This window comes from Kitasatospora sp. NPDC058162, from assembly GCF_042884005.1.
Classification (GTDB): Bacteria; Actinomycetota; Actinomycetes; order Streptomycetales; family Streptomycetaceae; genus Kitasatospora.
Genome location: NZ_JBHVUS010000005.1, coordinates 59,634 through 77,675 on the forward strand (window position 1 = coordinate 59,634; position 18,042 = coordinate 77,675).

The 18,042-nt window shown below is 73.0% G+C and carries 15 protein-coding genes; all 15 read left to right on the top strand.

Annotated elements, in window-relative coordinates; genetic code table 11:
• Positions 1–8 precede the first annotated feature (8 nt).
• The 15 genes from ACFVXG_RS11810 to ACFVXG_RS11880 all read left to right on the top strand — a co-directional run bounded on the left by ACFVXG_RS11810 (position 9) and on the right by ACFVXG_RS11880 (position 18,023).
• Positions 9–2,096 (top strand): NB-ARC domain-containing protein, encoded by a 2,088-nt coding sequence (locus ACFVXG_RS11810; protein ID WP_387926616.1) that lies wholly within the window; start codon positions 9–11, stop codon positions 2,094–2,096.
• Between the two features lie 233 nt (positions 2,097–2,329).
• Positions 2,330–2,497, top strand: coding sequence for an FxLD family lanthipeptide (locus tag ACFVXG_RS11815; RefSeq protein ID WP_078860513.1), 168 nt, complete (start codon positions 2,330–2,332; stop codon positions 2,495–2,497).
• 127 nt (positions 2,498–2,624) lie between these two features.
• Entirely contained in the window at positions 2,625–5,678 is a 3,054-nt protein-coding gene (locus ACFVXG_RS11820) for a lantibiotic dehydratase (RefSeq protein WP_387926618.1), read from the top strand.
• Entirely contained in the window at positions 5,675–6,931 is a 1,257-nt protein-coding gene (locus tag ACFVXG_RS11825) for a lanthionine synthetase C family protein (RefSeq protein WP_387926620.1), read from the top strand. Before ACFVXG_RS11820 ends, ACFVXG_RS11825 begins: the two co-directional genes overlap by 4 nt.
• A gap of 14 nt (positions 6,932–6,945) precedes the next feature.
• On the top strand, positions 6,946–9,027 hold the full coding sequence (gene fxlM, locus ACFVXG_RS11830) for a methyltransferase, FxLD system (RefSeq protein WP_387926622.1): 2,082 nt from the start codon (positions 6,946–6,948) through the stop codon (positions 9,025–9,027).
• Between the two features lie 4 nt (positions 9,028–9,031).
• Entirely contained in the window at positions 9,032–10,177 is a 1,146-nt protein-coding gene (locus ACFVXG_RS11835; protein WP_387926624.1) for a hypothetical protein, read from the top strand.
• Positions 10,178–10,574: 397 nt separating this feature from the next.
• Entirely contained in the window at positions 10,575–12,416 is a 1,842-nt protein-coding gene (locus tag ACFVXG_RS11840; RefSeq protein WP_387926626.1) for a ParB/RepB/Spo0J family partition protein, read from the top strand.
• Positions 12,417–12,517: 101 nt separating this feature from the next.
• A complete protein-coding gene (locus ACFVXG_RS11845) occupies positions 12,518–13,066 on the top strand; it encodes a hypothetical protein (protein ID WP_387926628.1) in 549 nt (182 codons plus the stop codon).
• A complete protein-coding gene (locus ACFVXG_RS11850) occupies positions 13,063–13,743 on the top strand; it encodes a hypothetical protein (RefSeq protein WP_387926629.1) in 681 nt (226 codons plus the stop codon). Before ACFVXG_RS11845 ends, ACFVXG_RS11850 begins: the two co-directional genes overlap by 4 nt.
• A 192-nt stretch (positions 13,744–13,935) precedes the next feature.
• A complete protein-coding gene (locus ACFVXG_RS11855) occupies positions 13,936–14,139 on the top strand; it encodes a hypothetical protein (protein WP_387926631.1) in 204 nt (67 codons plus the stop codon).
• Complete coding sequence (locus ACFVXG_RS11860) at positions 14,139–14,837, top strand: Fic/DOC family protein (RefSeq protein ID WP_387926633.1); 699 nt, start codon at positions 14,139–14,141, stop codon at positions 14,835–14,837. Before ACFVXG_RS11855 ends, ACFVXG_RS11860 begins: the two co-directional genes overlap by 1 nt.
• Positions 14,838–15,390: 553 nt before the next feature.
• Entirely contained in the window at positions 15,391–15,876 is a 486-nt protein-coding gene (ssb, locus tag ACFVXG_RS11865) for a single-stranded DNA-binding protein (protein ID WP_387926635.1), read from the top strand.
• Positions 15,877–15,940: 64 nt separating this feature from the next.
• Positions 15,941–16,201, top strand: coding sequence for a hypothetical protein (locus ACFVXG_RS11870; protein WP_387926637.1), 261 nt, complete (start codon positions 15,941–15,943; stop codon positions 16,199–16,201).
• Positions 16,202–16,253: 52 nt separating this feature from the next.
• On the top strand, positions 16,254–17,165 hold the full coding sequence (locus tag ACFVXG_RS11875) for a hypothetical protein (RefSeq protein WP_387926639.1): 912 nt from the start codon (positions 16,254–16,256) through the stop codon (positions 17,163–17,165).
• 435 nt (positions 17,166–17,600) lie between these two features.
• On the top strand, positions 17,601–18,023 hold the full coding sequence (locus tag ACFVXG_RS11880; protein ID WP_387926640.1) for a hypothetical protein: 423 nt from the start codon (positions 17,601–17,603) through the stop codon (positions 18,021–18,023).
• The last annotated feature ends 19 nt before the right edge of the window (positions 18,024–18,042 follow it).

Genomic DNA, 18,042 nt, shown 5'->3' on the forward strand with positions numbered 1-18,042 from the left:
ACGGCTCGGTGAGCAACACCATCGGCGGCTCCGCCGAGCTCCACACCGCCGTGCAGGCGCGTGACATCCACACCATCCACTTCCACCCCGAGCGCCGGGCCTGGCCGACTCCCCGGCAACTGCTCGCGGTGCCCGCTGTCTTCACCGACCGCTCGGACGCGCTCGCCTTCCTCGACGCGGCGCTGGCCGACCCGCCGCCGACCACCGCGCCGGTCGCGGTGATCAGCGGCCCGGACGGAATCGGGAAGCGGACCGTCGCCGCCCGCTGGGGCCACCGGGCCGCCGAACGGTTCCCGGACGGCCAGCTGGTCGCCCGGCTGCGCGCCGGCCGTCCGGCCTCGGTCGGCGAGGTGACCCGAGCCCTGCTCCGGGCGCTCGGTCTCGGCAACGGCGAGGTGCTGCCGTGGCACACCGAGGAGCTGCTGGCGCTGTGGCGGTCGGTGACCGCCACCCGGCGGCTGCTGGTGGTGCTGGAGGACACCGAAGCGGCCGAGCAGGTCCTCCCGCTCGTGCCCGCCAGCCCTCAGTGCGCGGTCGTCGTGACCTGCTCGGCGCCCCTTCCCGCCCTCGCCGCCCACGGCGCACGCCACCACCGTCTGGAGGCGCTCTCACCCGAGCACTCCCTCCTGCTGCTCGGCCGGATCGTCGGCGAGCAGCGCGTCCACGCCGAGCCGCAGGCCGCCGCCGCGATGGTCCTGGCCTGCGGCGGCAACCCGCTCGCGGTCGGCCTCGCCGCCGGGGAGGCCGTGCTCGACCCGGCCCGGCCGCTCAGCGCTCACCCGGTGCTCGCCGCACCCACACCCACGGAGGCCGTCACGATGACGACCGCGCTCGTCTACGACTCGCTGCCCGAACCCGAGGCCCGGCTGCTGCGGCTCCTGGCGCTGCTGCCCGCACCCGACTTCGACGTGCTCACAGCTGCCGCAGCGACCGCGACCCCGGTCGTCCACACCGGACAGCTGCTCCAAGACCTCACCGCCCGCCACCTGTTGGAGCACACCGGCCGATGTGCCGGCCGCGGCGAGGTGTACCGGTTCCGGCCCGCCCTGCACGACAGCTTCCGGACCTCCGCAGTCGGCACCGACTCGAACAAGATCCGGACCCTGGTCGTCCAGCGCTACCTGGACGTCCTGACCGCCACCGCGCACGCCACCGTCCAGCAGCTCACCCCGCACCACCGCGTGCTGCCCCGCCAGCACCGCCACCTGCCCAGCGAACCGATCCGCTTCGACGGCGAGCACAGCGCGCTGGCCTGGCTGGAGGCCATCGCACCCGCCGTCCAGCCCGCCCTCGACGCCGCCCGCGAACTCGGCGAGCACCAGGCGCTGACCGTCCTGGTCCACGACCTGTGGCCGCTCTTCCACCGCCTGCGACGCCTCGACCTCAGCGTGGCCGCCCACGAGCAGGGCCTGTGGTCCGCCAGATCCTGGGGCGACCGCATGGCGATCCGCGAGATGACCACCACCCTGGCCCTCGCCCTGAAAGGGACCGGCAGCCTCGCCGATGCCCGACAGCGCTACCAGGAGGCCCTCGACCTGGCCGCTGCCGACGAGGACCTCGGCGGGATCGCCCAGTGCACGATGGGCATCGGCTCGTGCCTGTGGGCCGGCGGACACTACGCCGACGCGAAGCCCCACCTCAAGGAGGCCGCCCGCCTCTACGACGACCTCGAAGACCTCCGCGGTGCCGCGCTGGCGGACATCCTGCTCGGCTCGGCCGCCGCCCGCCAGGGCCAGCCCGACGACGGCGTGGCGCCGCTCTCGGAAGCCCACGCGAGTCTGGCCCTGCTCACGCCGCCCGACCCGCTCAACGCCGCCCGGGCCTTGGCCTTCCTCGGCGAAGCCCACTCCCTCGCCGGGCGGCACGACCTCGCCGTCACCGCCCTCACCCAGGCCCGGGAGACCTTCGAGGGGATCGGCCACGGCCACTGGTGTGCCCACGCCACGGAGTTCCTCGGCCAGGACGCCGAACGCGCGGGGGCGAAGGAGGCGGCGCTCGCCTGGTACAGCGCCAGCCTCGACCAGTACACCGCGCTGGCCAGCCTGAGGGACATGGAGCGCCTCGACGCCCGGATCACCCAGGCGAACCTCCCGTGACCGCCCCCGGCCGAACCGGCACGAGCCACGCCGGCGACGACCGCTCCCCGGTCCGTCCCGCGCCCGGTCACCGCGACCGGCCGTAACGCCCCGCGCTCACGGCTGACCGCCCGCCGCCCTGGACATCCCGGCCACGAGCGACGCGGTCGCCCCACCATCTCCTGGTGATGCGAGGCGCACGTCCGCGCCCCGACACCAGGTCCCGCAAGGGAAGTTCGAACAGGAGGTATCACATGGCCCGTCAGATCAAGGCCGAGACCCCGGCCGCCCCGGTGGCGGCCACCGACGAGTTCGACCTCGACGTGACCATCGTCGAGCGGACCGACGCCGCCAGCCTGGAGGTCCTCACCGACGACGGCTGCGGCGCGACGTGTGGCGCCTGCACCACCGGCTTCCACTGATCCACGTGGTGCCGCCGGAAGGACAGCCGTCCTTCCGGCGGCACCACCGCCCCGCCAGCGTCCCGACTACTCCCGAAGGTCCCCGATGCGCCGCTCCGCCCGTTCGGCCCCTTACCGCGCTGCAGACGTGGCACTGGTGCGCGCTGTCGCCCGTCCCGCCCTGCCGGTCCCCGCCTGGCCGGACCTCACCACCAGCCCCGCGTCGGCCGCCCAACAGGCCGGGTGGCTGCGCGAGGTGTGGGCCGACGAGGACACCGCCGAGGCGCTCGCGCTGGCAAGCCCTGCCCTGGCCCGCCAGGTCCGACAGCTGCTCTCCGGTGAGCTGCAGCCACGGGAGGTGCGGCGCGCCACCCTGTCCACCGCCCGCTACCTGCTGCGGGCGACCGGGCGGCCGACTCCGTTCGGGCACTTCGCCGGCGTCCAGGCGGCGACCTTCGCTCCCGTCGCCGACCTGCGCTGGGGCGACGGCCACCAGGTTGTCGCGCGGGCCTCGTCCGCCTGGCTCGCCCATGTGACCGGCCAGTTGGAGCGCATACCTGCGCTGCTCTCCCGGCTGGAGGTGGCGGCGAACGACACCGGCCACGTTCGCGGTGACCGGCTGGTGATCCCGCACCGGCCGCTGGAGCGGCCCGGGGGCGGTACGGGCGCGGCGGAGGTGAGCCTGCGCCACACCCGCCCCGTTGCGTTCGCCCTCGCTGCCGCCCGCCGCCCGGTCCCGTTCGGGGTGGTGACCGGCAAGCTCCGTGCGGAGTTTCCCGCGGCGGCCACGGCGAGGATCGAGGGCGTGCTGGCCGAGCTGGTCGCCCACGGCGCGCTGATCACCAGCCTCCGGGCCCCGGCCACCGAGCCGGACCCGCTCGCTCACCTGCTGGCCGCGCTGGAGAAGGCCGGCGCCGACCAGGTCCCGGACGCCGCCGAGGTCCTCGCCGACCTGCGCGCCGCCGACCGTGCGATCGCCGCCCACACCCGGTCGCCGAGCCGTGCCGCCCGTGCGGAGATCACCCGGGCGATGGCCGCCACCGACCGGCCCGGCGCGCAGGACCGGCCGGGGCTCGCCGTCGACGTGCGCCTGGACGCCGACCTCGTCCTGCCCCAGGCCGTGGCCGACGAGGCGGCGAAGGCCGCCGGGCTGCTCACCCGCCTCAGCGCCCTCCCCTTCGGGACGGCGGCGTGGCGCTCCTACCACCAGCGGTTCTACGAGCGGTTCGGCCGGGGCGCGCTGGTACCGCTGCTGGACGTGGTCGCGGACAGCGGGATCGGCTGGCCGGACGGCTACCCGGGCGCCCGGCCCGCCGAGCCGCCGCGTTTCGGCGAGCGCGATGAAATCCTGGCCTCCCTCGCCCAGCGGGCGGCGCTCGACGGGCACCGCGAAGTTGTCCTCGGCGAGCAGCTGCTGGACGCGCTCGACCTCGGCCCCGCCGAGGGGCCGCGCCTGCCCCCGCACCTGGAAGTCGTCTTCGGCCTCCACGCCGCCAGCCGACAGGCCCTTGACCGGGGCGAGTTCTGGCTGGAGGTCGTCTCCGTCGCCCGCGCCGCCGGTGTCTCGACCGGACGCTTCCTCCACCTCCTCGACCCGCAGCACCGGGCGGCCTTCACCAGCGTGCTGACGAACCTGCCGGCCATGGACGACCAGGCGGTCACCGCACAGCTGTCCTGCCCGCCGCTGGACCCGGCGACTGGGCATGTGGCCCGCAGCGCGGCGACCGGGCAGCTGGTCGTCAGCCTCGCCGAGCACCGCTCGGGCACCGAGGGCGTTGTGCGGCTGGAGGACCTGGCGGTCGGCTGCGACGGGCGCCGGATGTACCTGGCCGCGCCCGCGCTCGGGGTGCGGATCGAGGCGAACGCCACCCACGCCCTGAACCTGCGCACCCACACGGCGCCGATGGCCCGGCTGATCTGCGAACTCTCCCGTGCCCAGGGCGCGCAGGTCACCGCCTTCTCCTGGGGCGCGCTGTCCAGCCTGCCGTTTCGGCCCCGGCTGCGGCACGGCCGCGTCATCCTGTCCCCGGCCGCATGGCGGCTGTCCGCCGCCGAACTGCCGAACCCGCGCGCGCCGTGGCAGCAGTGGGAGGCGGCTCTGCTCGACCTGCTGGAGCGGCGCCGGGCACCGCGGCGGGTGCTGCTGGCCGCCGACAGCCAGGGCCTGCCCCTCGACCTGGACCACCCCGGCCACCGTGTCCTGCTGCGCTCCCACCTCGCCTCCGCGCCGCACGCCGTCCTCGTGGAGACACCGGCCCCGACCGACCTGGGCTGGGCGGGCGGCCGGGCCCACGAGATCGCCGTCCCGGTCACCGCCACCCAGACGCCGCCCTGGCCGGTGCTGCCCAGGCCCACCACCGCGCGGCTCCTGCCGCGCGGCCACGGCGACGCCCCCGGCACCTCCCGCCTCCTGCTCGCCTCGCTGTACGGTGACCTCGACCGCCAGGACGTCATCCTCACCCAGCACCTGCCCGACCTCCTGGACCAACTGGGCTCCCCGCCCTGGTGGTTCGTGCGCTTCCGCGACCCCGGCCAGCACCTGCGGCTGCGCATCACCCTGCCCCACCCCGACGCGTTCGGGCACGCCGCCACAGTGATCAGCACCTGGACCGCCGGACTCCACCGGGCCGGGCTGCTGTCCGCAGTCGTCTACCCCACCTCCTACACGGAGCACGGCCGCTGGGGCGAGGGCCCCGCCTGGGCCGCCGCCGAGCGCGCCTTCCGCGCCGACTCCGCCGCCGCCCTCGCCCACCTGTCCCAGCCCGCCCGGCCCGGGAGGCTGGCGCTACTGACCGCCCACGCCGTCGCCATCGCCTCAGGTTTCACCGGCTCGCCCGGCACCGGGCTGCGCTGGCTCATCCGCAACGTCCCCGCCATGCCCCCCGCCACCATCGCCCGGCCCCTCTTCCGCGAGGCCGTCCGCCTCGCCGACCCCGCAGACGGCTTCGCGGCGCTGCGCGAACAGCCCGGCGGCGCCGCGATCGTGGACGCCTGGGCCGAGCGCCACCAGGCCCTCGACGCCTACCGCCGCTTCTTCCCCGGCCCGCACACCCAGGGCGTCTCACCGGACGACGTCCTCGGCTCGCTGCTGCACAGCTCCTACGGCCGCGCCCACCGCATCGACTTCGACGACGAGGCCCAAGTCCTGTACCTGGCCCGCGCCGCCGCATTCGCCCGCCTCTCCCGGGACGGTGACCTGTGAACACGCACCCCGCCCTCCACCTCTCCGACCGGATCGCCGACCTCCTCGCCGACCCCAACCGCGTCCCCGAGAGCTGGGCTTCGCGTCCGCAGTGGCGCCAGTCCCTGGCCACCGGCGCCCCCGGCGTCGCCCTGCTCCACATCGAGCGCGCCGCCGCCGGGCGGGGCCCATGGGAGCGTGCGCGGGCATGGCTGGAGGTGGCGGCCGACAACCAGGTCACCAGCGGCCCCGACAGCCACCTCTACTACGGCGCCCCCGCCCTGGCGCACGTCCTCGGCTGCGCCGCCCAGGCCCGGCCCGGCTCCTACCGGCGCGCCCTCGACCACCTCGGCCAGGCCGTCGCCGCCGACGCGCAGCGCCGCTGTGAGGCGGCGCTCGCCCGGATCGACGCCGCCGAACTCCCGGCCCTGGCCGAGTTCGACACGATCCGCGGGCTGGCCGGCATCGGCTCCGTCCTGCTGCACCGCGCCCCGCGCGGCGAGGCGATCCGCACCGTGCTCACCTACCTGGTCCGCCTCACCGACGACGTCAAGCACCACGGCCGGGTCCTGCCCGGCTGGTGGACCCCCAGCGGCCCCTCCGGCGAACCGGACGACCGGTTCCCGGACGGGCACGCCAACAACGGGCTCGCGCACGGGATCGCAGGTCCCCTCGCCCTCCTCGCCCTAGCCCTGCACTACGGAGTCGAGGTCGACGGCCAACGGTCCGCGATCGCAACGATCCTGGCCCGGCTGGAGCGCTGGCGCGAGCGCCACGCCTGGCCGTACTGGATCACCCCCGCCCACCTGACCGGCGCCGTCCGCGGACCGCTGGCCCCGCAGCGGCCGAGCTGGTGCTACGGCACCGCCGGAATCGCCCGCGCCCAGCAGCTCGCCGCCCTCGCCCTCGGCGACCAGCGCCTACGGCACGACGCCGAGGACGCCCTCGCCACCGCCCTGCTGGACCCGCCATCGCTGGCGGCGACCACCGACCTGTCCGCCTGCCACGGCTACGCCGGACTCGCCCACATCGCCCACCGCGCCGCCGCCGACGCCCTCCCGCGCACCGCGGCCCGGCTGCGCTCCGCCGCCGCCCTGCTCCTGGACACCGCCCACCCGCCGCGCACCGACCCCGACGCCCAGGCCCGGCGGCTCCTCGCCCAGACCGGACCCGCCTTCCTGGACGGCGCCGCCGGCACCGCCCTCGCGCTGCTCGCCCCCGCCACCCACGCCGCACCGGCGACCCGCTGGGACGCCTGCCTCCTGACCGCCTGACCGAGGACCGACCGATGACGACCAGCTGGATTCAGCACGACCTCACCTTCGCCGACCCCGCCACCGTCGAACCCATCGCCGCCCACCACCTCACCCCCGCCCTCGACTTCGCCGAGAAGTCCGGAGCGCTGGAGGGCTGGTGGTACATGCGCAAGCACGGGCTGCGGCTGCGCTACCTCGCCGACGCCCCCGCCCCCGTCGTCACCTCGCTCCTGGACACCCTCACCGAGGAGGGACTCCTCACCGGCTGGGCGAGCGTCGTCTACGAGCCCGAGACCATGGCGTTCGGCGGCGCCGAGGCCATGGAGACCGCCCACCGGCTCTTCCACACCGACAGCCGGCACCTGATGGCCCGCGCCGCCCGGCCGGACCCGCCCGCCCTCGGCCGCACCGAGACCGCCGTCGTCCTCGTCTCCGCCATGCTCCGCGCCGCCGGCCTCGACCAGTACGAGCAGGGCGACGTCTGGAGCAGGGTCGCCGACCTGCGGCCAGACCCGCCCGCCCTCGCGCCCGAGCGGGTGACCACCCTGACCGCCGCGATGCGCCGACTGATGACCCTCGACACCCGCCAACTCACCCGCCCCGGCGAACCACTCGCCGCGCACACCGCCTGGGTCGACGCCTTCGAGAAGGCCGGACAGGACCTCGTCCGCCTGGCCCGCGACGGCCGCCTCACCCGCGGACTGCGCGCCGTCCTCGCCCACCACACGCTCTTCCACGCCAACCGCGCCGGCGTTCCCGTCGAGCACCAATCCGCCACCGCAGCAAGGGCGGTGGCCGCAGTCTTCCACTCCGGCGAGGACCCCGCGCCCTCGCAGTCAACCATCCGCACAACCACTAGGGTCGCCCACGTGACTACTCTCAGCGACAGCACCACCCCGGCCGCCGAGCAGCTGCGCGACGCTCTCACCGAGCGCCTGCTCACCGGCAAGCACATCACCAGCGCCCCGGTCGAGAACGCCTTCCGCGCCGTCGCCCGCGAGCACTTCCTGCCCGGCTTCCCGCTCGACGTCGCCTACGCCGACAACCCGACCTACACCAAGACCGACGGCTCCGGCACCCAGATCAGCGCCGCCTCCCAGCCCACGATCGTCGCCATGATGCTGGAGCAGCTCGAAGTCCAGCCCGGCGAGAAGATCTTCGAGGCCGGGGCCGGGACCGGCGTCAACGCCGCCTACATGGGCCACATCGTCGGCCCGGACGGACACGTGGTCGCCGTCGACGTCGACGACGACCTCGTCGACGGAGCCCGCAAGCACCTCGCCGACGCCGGAGCCGACAACGTCACCGTCGTCCTCGGCGACGGTGCCCTCGGCCACCCCGAAGGCGCACCGTACGACCGGATCATCGCCACCGTGAGCACCAGCGAGATGCCCACCGCCTGGCCCCAGCAGGTCAAGCCCACCGGCCGGATCGTCCTGCCGCTGCGCCTGCGCGGCACCGCCAGCAGGGTCATCGCCTTCGAACGCTGTGAGGACGGCTGGGCCTCCGTCAACGACCAGCTCGCCGTCTTCATGCCGCTGCGCGGCAGCATGGACGACGAACGCCGCACCGTCACCCTCACCAGCCAGGGCGACGTCACCCTCCAGGTCCACAAGGACCAGGCCGACGCGGTCGACGCCTCCAAGCTGCTCGGGGTCCTCGACGCCCGGCGCCACGAGCGCTGGAGCGGCGTGACCATCCCGGCCGGCACCACCTACGAGTACCACGACCTCTGGCTGGCCCTCACCCTCCCCAAGTCGATCATGCGGATGAGCGTGGCCAAGACCGCCCAGGAGCGCGGCGTCACCCCCATGCTCCCCTGGGGCGCCATGGCCACCGTCCACGACGGCTCCCTCGCCTACCTCACCCTGCGCGCCGGCGAACCCGGCAGCGACGGCCGCAAGGTGTACGAGACCGGCGTCGTCGGCCACGGCCCCTACGGCGCTGCCCTCGCTGACCTCGTCTGCGAGGAACTCCGCACCTGGAACGAGCACTTCCGCGACCGCACCCTCCGCTTTGAACTCCCCGACGCCGCCGGAGCTCCCGCCGACCCTGCCGCCGGGCGCTTCGTCCTGGACCGCCCCCACCACCCGATCACCGTCATCTGGGAGTAGCCCCGTGCACCCGACCGGACCCATAGCCCAGCGCTTCCCGCTGATCGCCCGCGTCCGGCCCGCGTGCCTGCCCCTCGAAGCCCGTGTCGGCCGGCTCCAGCAGCTGGCCGACACGGCCTCCCGGCAGACCGACCCGGGCCTGGCCTCCACCGTCTTCAACCAGTCCGCCCTCCTGGCCTCCGACGTCGGCCTCCCCGACTACGCCCGCGAGCTGTGCCACCGCCACGCCGCCCTCTACCTCACCCGCGGCCCGCTCCCCGCGATGAGCGCCATCCGCGGCCTCGAACCCATCGTCAACCTCGCACGCCTTCACATCCGCGCCGGACACCACCAGCACGGCCACCAGCTCCTGCTTGACCTCTACCAGGCCATCACCAGCGCCACTGAGACGGTCCTGGAAGGCATCACCGTCCCCGCCCAGCTCACCGAGACCGCCGAGCAGCGCGCCGAGGTCCGGGCGTGGCTGTGGCGTGTGGTCCTCGCGGACGGCACCCGAGCCCTCACGTCCGCTGGCCGCTGGGACGAGGCCCTGCGACACATCGAGGGGCACCGCGGCATCGGTCGGCGCATCTTCGACGGCCGCCAGGTCGCGGTCCTCGCCCGAGCCACCGCCAACGACCTTCCCGGCGCCCGCGCCCTGCTGGAGGACACCGAGCCGGGTGAAGCATGGGAGAACGCGGTCACGGCGACGCTCACCGCCTTGTGCCGCCCTGGTGACCGGCGTGCCGCAGAGATGGCGATCAACCGCTATCTCGCGCTCCAGCAGGCAGACGGCCTCACGGTGTTCGCCACCCGCCTCGCCCTGACCGCACTCGACGCCGCCGACCCGGACACGTCTGCCGCCCGAAGCCTGATCGCGAAGGTGTCCGGCCAGGCGAATGAAACCGGCGACGGCTACGTGCTGCGCGACCTGCTTGGGCACTCGGTTGTCCGCGAGCGCCTCGTTCCCGACGTTGCAGGCGAGTACGAACGGATGCTCGCCTCTTGTGCACTCGGCTCCGCTGCCCTGTTCGAACCCTTCCGCAGCCGCATGGAGGGCGCCCTGTCGGGTGCCGAGGAAGTGCTCGAAGAGGCCCCACACGACCTGCGGGAGCCGGGGGTTGACCCGTTGCATGTGAGTACCGGACCAGGTGCGCGAGGGGCCCGGTGAGGCGCTAGTTGCGCTGGGTGGTTTTCCGGGTGTACTCGACGTTGCAGAGGGCCCCGTCCCCCTTCCGCGGCCCAGTATCCGGAGCCGGCCGCCCGCCTCAAGGGCGCTTCGCGTGGCTTCGCCACCGGCCTGCGGCCGGCCCTTGACCCGGACGGCCTCTTTGCCCCGGACCCCAGGCAGCTATCAGGGGGACGGGGGAGGTGTGTACGGGCTGGTCAGCTGTGCCGCCGTACCTTCCGCGCGACCCGCAAACGATCATGAATCCGCCTCGGCCGAAGCAGCCCGAAGTCATCAGGCCTGGTTGACCAAAAACCCTCATTGGGGTATTATTGTTCTTGTTGGGAGGGGATGGCACCCCCGCCCAACGGGCAGAGACCAGGCACCTGTTGGAGGATTTGTGACCACTGTAATCGCCCCTGCTGAGCTGCTGGACGATGAGAGCTGCGCGCCGGAGCCGATCGAGCTGACGGACGCAATCGAGGTCGACCCCGACGACGAGGCCGCCGACCCGGGGGAGGCCCCGGCGAAGATCCTCCTCGAAGGAATCGACCCCGCCGAGCTGATCTTCACGCGCAACGTCCGCAAGGCCGAGTTGACGCCCGACTTCGTCGGCTCGATCAAGGAGCACGGCCTCCTCCAGCCGATCATCGCGACCCCCTACGAGGGCGGGGTCGCGATCATCCTGGGCAACCGGCGCGCGAAGGGCTCGATCGAGGCCAACCGGACCGTCGACGTCATCGTGCGCAACGACCTGAGCGCCGAGGAAGCGCGGATCATCGCGCAGCTCGTCGAGAACATGCACCGCGAGGACATGCGCGAAAGCGAGATCGCCGACGCCTACGCACAACTGTCCATCGAACTCGGCCTCGACGCCGACCAGATCGCCGCGCGAGTCGCTCAGGACCCGAAGAAGGTCAGGGCCTCGATCGCTCTGTCGGCGATGCCGAAGACCGCCCGGAGCGCCGTGGACGAGGGAGCGCTCACGCTGGAGGACGCCGAGCTGATCGCCGAGTTCGAGGGCGACCCGAAGGCGTACAAGCGGCTGCTCGACACGATCGAACGGGGTGGCAAGCTCAGCTGGGCCATCAAGAACGAGCGTGCCAAGGCCGTGAAGGCCGTGCAGCGCCGGGAGACCACGCAGGCGCTCAAGGCCGCTGGCGTCCGGATGGTCGGCGAGCCGTACGGATTCGGCTGGGGCGCGTCGAAGGAGGTCGGCCTAGAGGATCTTGCCGACGCTGACGGGGTGGTGCTGACGCCGGAGAACCACAAGAGCTGTGGCGGACACGCGGCCTTCTTCAACGAGAACGTACAGGGCGACATCAAGGCCAGGTGGCTGTGCCGTGACCCGCACCAGTACGGGCACACGGTGCTGCTGCGGAGCTACTCGTTCCGCAGCCCGGCCGAGGAGGAGGCGAAGGCGGCGGCGGAGCAGGCCAACCGTGAGCGAAAGGAGGCGCTCGCCATCGCTCAGGAAGTGCGGCACGAGTACATCCAGCAGCTTTGCCGGTCCAAGAAGGTGCCGAAGGGGATGACCCGGAAGGTGCTCGCGATGCTGTACTCGCTGGGGGCTGACCAGCATGACCCCGAGGTGCTGGCCTTCCTCCAGGCGCCGGGTGACGACGACCGCACCGCCCGGTTCGGACGCTTCATCGGACGGACGGCCGAGGCACGACTGCCCCTGGTGATGCTCGCCATCGTGGCGGTGCGCGCGGAACGCGAGGTTCGAAATGCCGTTTCCGGGTGGGGGAAGGCGGCGGTGGCCGTGGCGTGGTTCGAACTCCTCATGGCCTACGGCTACGAGCTGAACGAGCCCGAGATCGACCTGTTGACCGTACTCCGGGCAAGGATCGCCGAGGCCGCCGCCAAGGCTGCCGCCGAGGAGGACGAGGACGAGGAGCTGGAAGGCGAGGAGGGCGGGGACGGGCCGGAGCTGGCGGCCGTCGCCGAGGAGGACGAGGAGCTGGAAGGCGAGGAGGGCGGGGACGGGCCGGAGCTGGCGGCCGTCGCCGAGGAGGACGAGGAGCTGGAAGGCGAGGAGGGCGGGGACGGGCCGGAGCTGGCGGCCGTCGCCGAGGAGGACGAGGACGAGGAGCTGGAAGACCCGCTGGACCGCTACCTCGCAGTTGTGACGGAGAACGAGTCCGAAGACGCGGACCGCGACGGCACGGATGACCAGGTCGAAGAGGCCGACGACTGGGAAGCCCGCTACCCGGAGATCAACGAACCGATCGCAGCCTGACCACGGGGAGGGTGACGCCCTCCCCGCCACGCCGGGGGTGTCCGATGGCACCGGACACCCCCGGCCCTCGGAGACCACACCACCAAGGCCGGAGGCCCCGCATGCTGTACCTCGCTACCACCGACGACCCGCCGCCCATCGTCCGAACCGATCTTGCCGTGCACCTCGCCGGTCGCCACGAGGCGCACGCCGTACTGATCGCCCGAACGATCCTGATGACCATGCCCTCCGCCCGCATCCGCCTGGCCCACCCGCAGCCCGCCTACGAGGCGTACAAGGCGTGGTCGCGCGCTGCCGCTCAGGCCGCCGCCCTGTTCGCGGGGGTACGGTCCGGCGTCGTTCCGGAGCCCGAGGGCCTGATTTCCGGGCACCTGCGCTTTGACGCCCCGGTCCGCCCGCCAGTCGTGGAGGTTCTGCCCGCGAAGCTCAGCCCCACCCGCGCGCCGCAGCTGCGCGTCAGCATCGGCGGGCTCCTGACGATCGTCACCGACATGGACGCCGTCGCCAGCCAGTTCAACCTCTGGACCACGGCCTACCGGCACGCCGCGCGCCGGTGGGGCAACCTCCCCGACATCGAGGAGCTGGCCGCCGGGAAGGTGCCGATCTTCGAGGACGCCGAGGCCCCCGCGCTCACCCGGGCGGCGGCATGAACAGCGCCCGGCCGGTCGGCCCGCAGTACGTCACCCTGGTCACCGAAGGCGGCTACCGGATGCACGCCACCGTCACTCTGGACTGGGAACACGGGGCCGCCCTGTACCGCGTCGCGGAGCTGGGCGGCACCATCACCGTGGGGTGGCAGCCGGGCCACTATTACCTGGACTGCTGCTCCGGCACCGCCATCGAGATCACGTATGGCAAGCCGACGCCGAGCCCGTTCACCGAGCACTTTGAGGACGCGCCGACCGTCTACGGAGTCCAGTTGGCCCAACAAGCGGTCTTCCACCCCGAGTCGATGAGCCCGACCAGTCACAGGTGGTTGGTCGTCCGGCGGGAGATCGGCGGTCACTACAGTCCCAGCGCCCCGGAAGGCACCCAGCGCAGGACCGCCGCCATCGTCTACGCGATCACACGGCACATGCTCTCCCGCCCGTGGGCGGCCGAGCTGCGCCGGGCCCACGACGAGCAGCACGCACCCGCCCGTCATCGCCACCACCAGGACGCCGTCAGGAAGTTGGAGGGTGAGGTGGCCCAGCTCCAGGAGCAGTTGGCCCGGGAGCGGGAACAGGCAGCGGCCCAGTCCGTCGTGATCGAGAAGGCCGAAACCGGCGAGGGCTGCGTGACAGCGCTGCCTCAGCCGGTGGCGGAGGCCCAGCCGATCGCCGCCTGACCCGGCCGCCCGGACCGGCGGCCGGCACCGAGGGGGAGGGGCATCGAGCCCCTCCCCCTCGCGCGCGCCCGCCGACCGGGGCCGACCGTCTGCCGCGCCCGTCCCGAGTGCCGGTGTGCCGGTCAGCGCCGGGCACGTACGCTGATGAGAACCACCCGCGCCCGCCCCGCGCGGAGACGAGGAGCAACACCGATGCACGACCCCGACACTCCGGAGAGCCGCCGCCGCGGGTTGTCCTCCGCACTGGGCTCGGTCCAGGCGGAGGGACTCACCCCCACGGCGGACTACGACGCCGACGCGGAGGAGTACGCCGCCGGAACGATCTCCGCCGACGAACTGGTGGCCCGTGCCGAGGCCCGCCACCGCGCCCCGGGCACCGAGCAGCCGGCCCCCTGATGGCCGACCCGTACGCCGACCCGGACAGCGGCGTTCTGCGGAACAGGCTCGGCATCACCGACCACCAGGCCCTCGCCACCGCCGAGGCCGACATCACCGCCGCCCGCCTCACCCGCCTCGCCGAGAAGCCGATCCCCGGCACCTACGACCTGGCGCACCTCCAGGCGTTCCACCGGGAGATCTTCGGCAGCATCTACCCGTGGGCTGGCCAGATCCGCAGCATCGAGATCGCCAAGGACAACACCCGGTTCTGCCTCGTCCGCATGATCCCCGACTTCGCGAATGACACCTTCGGCCGTCTCGCCCGCCGCCAGAACCACCTGCGCGGCCTCGACCGCGACAGCTTCCTCACCGGCCTGGCCGACCTGTACGGCGACGTCAACGCCTTGCATCCGTTCAGGGAGGGCAGCGGCAGGGCACAGCGGGCGTACCTCGGCCAGCTAGCTGCCGACGCTGGACACCCGATCGACTGGACCCGCCTCGACCCCGACCGCAACACGCTCGCGTCCATCGCCAGTTTCAACGGCAACTCCGGCCCGTTGCGGTCGATGCTCTCGGACCTCACCGTCGACCAGCCGGCACCAAGGACCCGAGCAGCAACCGCGAGCAGCGCGACCGTCAGGGCAACTCCGACGCCGACACCGGTGATCCAGCCACCAGCCGTCCAGCCGTCCAACCAGCCGATCATCCGGCGCTGACCCCGGAAACGAGGGCGGCCGGTGGACACCCCCGCGGAAGCGGGTTGGCACGGTCCACCGGCCAGAGACCACAGCACCCCCGCGAACGGGTGGAGCATGCGGACTACCAGGGTAGAGCACCGACCGAAGCGCCCGGGTGCTCGACGGCGAACCGGGCGGGATTCGGTCGCGCCTTCGGCGCGGCTGCTTTTCTGGTCCGGGCGCCCCGCTGCGCGGTTCCCCCGGCCCCCCTTCGCGGCCCAGTATCCGGAGCCGGCCGCCCGCCTCAAGGGCGCTCCCTGCGGTCGCGTGGCTTCGCCACCGGCCTGCGGCCGGCCCTTGACCCGGACGGCCTCTTTGCCCCGGACCCCAGGCAGCTGTCGGGGGGACGGGGGAGGTGCGCCCTCGTAACTGACGGTCCGTCACCCGCCTTTCCCGGGGCGGGGAGTCCTGTCCATGAACTTGCTTGAAAACCCTCTTTGGTGTATTCTTATCTTGTTGGTCGGGGAAGGCACCCCCGACCGGCGGACCGAGACCACGGCGCCCGTACCGAACCTCAAGAGGAGCAGCGACTATGGCAGGCGAGACCAAGATCACCCTCATCGGCAACCTCGCGGACAACCCGACCCTCCAGTACACGGACGGCGGTGCGGCGGTGGTCAACATGACCGTCATCGCGAACGAGAAGGTGTACGACAGCGCGACCCGCGCATGGCGGGACGGCGACTCCCTGTCCATGCCGTGTGTCGCTTGGCGCGGCTACGCCGAGAACATCGCAGCGAGCCTGACCAAGGGCGCCCGCGTGATCGTCACCGGCACGCTCAAGCAGCGCTCGTACCAGCCCGCAGACGGGCCCCGCCGCAGCTTCACCGAGCTGCTGATCGACGAGGTCGGCCCGAGCCTGCGCTTCGCCACCGCCGAGGTCACCAAGGCGTCCGGCAAGCGCCCCGCCCTCCAGCAGGCCGCCCCCCAGCAGGCCGCGCCCGCCGCGACGTGGCCGCCCCGCCCCACTACCCCGCCCGCCACCAACCCCTGGCCGACTCCGGTTATGGCGGGATGATCAACCGGGCCAGGCGGCCCAAGCCGCCCGGCCCGCCGAACCCAGGCACCGAAAGGCCCCAACCGTGAGCAGCACGTCGCCCGAGTCCGGGCTGACCAGCACCATCAACACCATCCAGCGCGGCCTGTTCGGCGCCGTCATCACCCTCATGGGTTTCGGAGCGGCGTGCGCCGTCCACGACCAGATCCTCACCACCGCGGTGCTGCTGGCCGTCGTCGTCGGCCTGCTCTGGCTGCAGACGGTGGTCCTGCGCCTGCCGAAGCTCATCAACGAAGCCGCCGAAGCACGCGGCATCCCGCCCTTCCTGCCCGGCGCCCAGCGCTGACCGACCCCAGCCGGCCGGGCCGCCACGGTCCGGCCGGCCACCCGGAGAATCCTTGATCACCACCCATACAGCAGCCCGCCTGCTGCTGCGCTACGACGTCGAGTACGCAGAGAACGGCCTCACCTACTACACCGTCCGCGCCCCGCGCGTCTTCGGCACCATCACCGTGCACCCCGAAGCCCCGCCCGGTGAACGCGACGACCCCGACGCCTACACCAGCCTGCGCCTCGTCTCGGGCCGCTACGACCCGACCGAGAGCCCCAGCGGGTACACCGACCGCCTGGCCGTCTACAACTCGTGGATCTACGACGGCATCACCCTGCTCCCACCCGGTGCGACCAGCGACCGCGACCCTTGGGAACGGCTCCATCGCAGCCCCTACGAAGTAGCCACCGAGGCAGCCCGCGCCCGCGCACGGGACGTCGGAGAGAAGATCATCACCGAGTACCGCGCAGACCTCCACCGTCACGCCCAACACACGAACTACCTGCGGGCTGCCGCCGACGAGCAACTCCGCCGAACCGCGCGGGAAGCCGACGAACTTCGCCCGGCCGTCCGCCGCCTGGCCGCACTGGAAACCCGTATCACCCGCTGGAGCCGCCTGCGGACCCCCGAAGCCAGCCCCACCACCGTGGAAGTCGGCGGGTTCCTCGCCGACTGGCTCAGTGGCCAGTTCGCCGGACACCAGCCCCTCACCCCCGGCGCCCAGGAGTTCTACCGGGCATGGACCGCCGCTCACCGACTCGGCGACCGCGCAGCGGTGTTCCAGCCCCGCCGGATCATCCTGCACACCCCCGCCGCGCTTGCGGCCTTCACCGCCTACCTCACCGAGGCCGCCCGGCAGGCACCCAGCCCTGCCGCCCGCGCCGACGCTCGCAGCCGCCTGCGCCGCATCGCCGCCGTCCACCCAGCTCTCACCGTGGACATCCCCGATCGTGAGGACGAAACCTCGTCTGCCGCGTGAGCTACGGCCACCGCCACCGGACTGTCTCCGGTGGCGGTGGTTGTTGCTGCCGGGGGCGGGCGGGATTCGGTCGCGCCTTCGGCGCGGCTGCTTTTCTGGTCCGGGCGCCCCGCTGCGCGGTTCCCCCGGCCCCCCTTCGCGGCCCAGTATCCGGAGCCGGCCGCCCGCCCCAAGGGCGCTTCGCGTGGCTTCGCCACCGGCCTGCGGCCGGCCCTTGACCCGGACGGCCTCTTTGCCCCGGACCCCAGGCAGCTGTCGGGGGGACGGGGGAGGTGCGCCCTCGTAACTGACGGTCCGTCACCCATCTTTCCCGGGGCGGGGAGTCCTGTCCCTGAACTTGCTTGAAAACCCTCTTTGGTGTATTCTTATCTTGTTGGTCGGGGAGGGCAACCCCGGCCAGCGGCCCACGAGGAACCGCCCGTCGAGAGGCAGGACATGACTGAGCTGAACAGTGCGACCGTCGAACCCGGAACCTGGTCCTGGGGGGCGATGCCCGAGCAGAACCGGCGTGCCAGGGGCCACGAGTTCTACCCGCCGTTCGCCGACCTCGCCAAGATCCCCGAGCTGTACGCCACGGAAGGCCAGCCGGTCGACCAGAAGATCTGCCACCTCCACTACTTCACCGGCGGATCGGACTGGTACATCGCCGAGGTCGACCCGGCCAGCGGCCTCGCCTTCGGCTGGGCACGGGTCAACTACCCGGAAGGCGAGTGGTGTTACATCCATCTGGTCGAACTGGAAGAGCTGTACCTCACCCCTGCCGTCCGGCCCGGCAGTGTGGCACCCCCGATCCTGGTCGAGCGGGATCTTCACTTCGCCCCGACCCGTGCCGCCGACATCCCCGCCATCGATTCCTAGGCCCCCTGTCCGCCCCTGC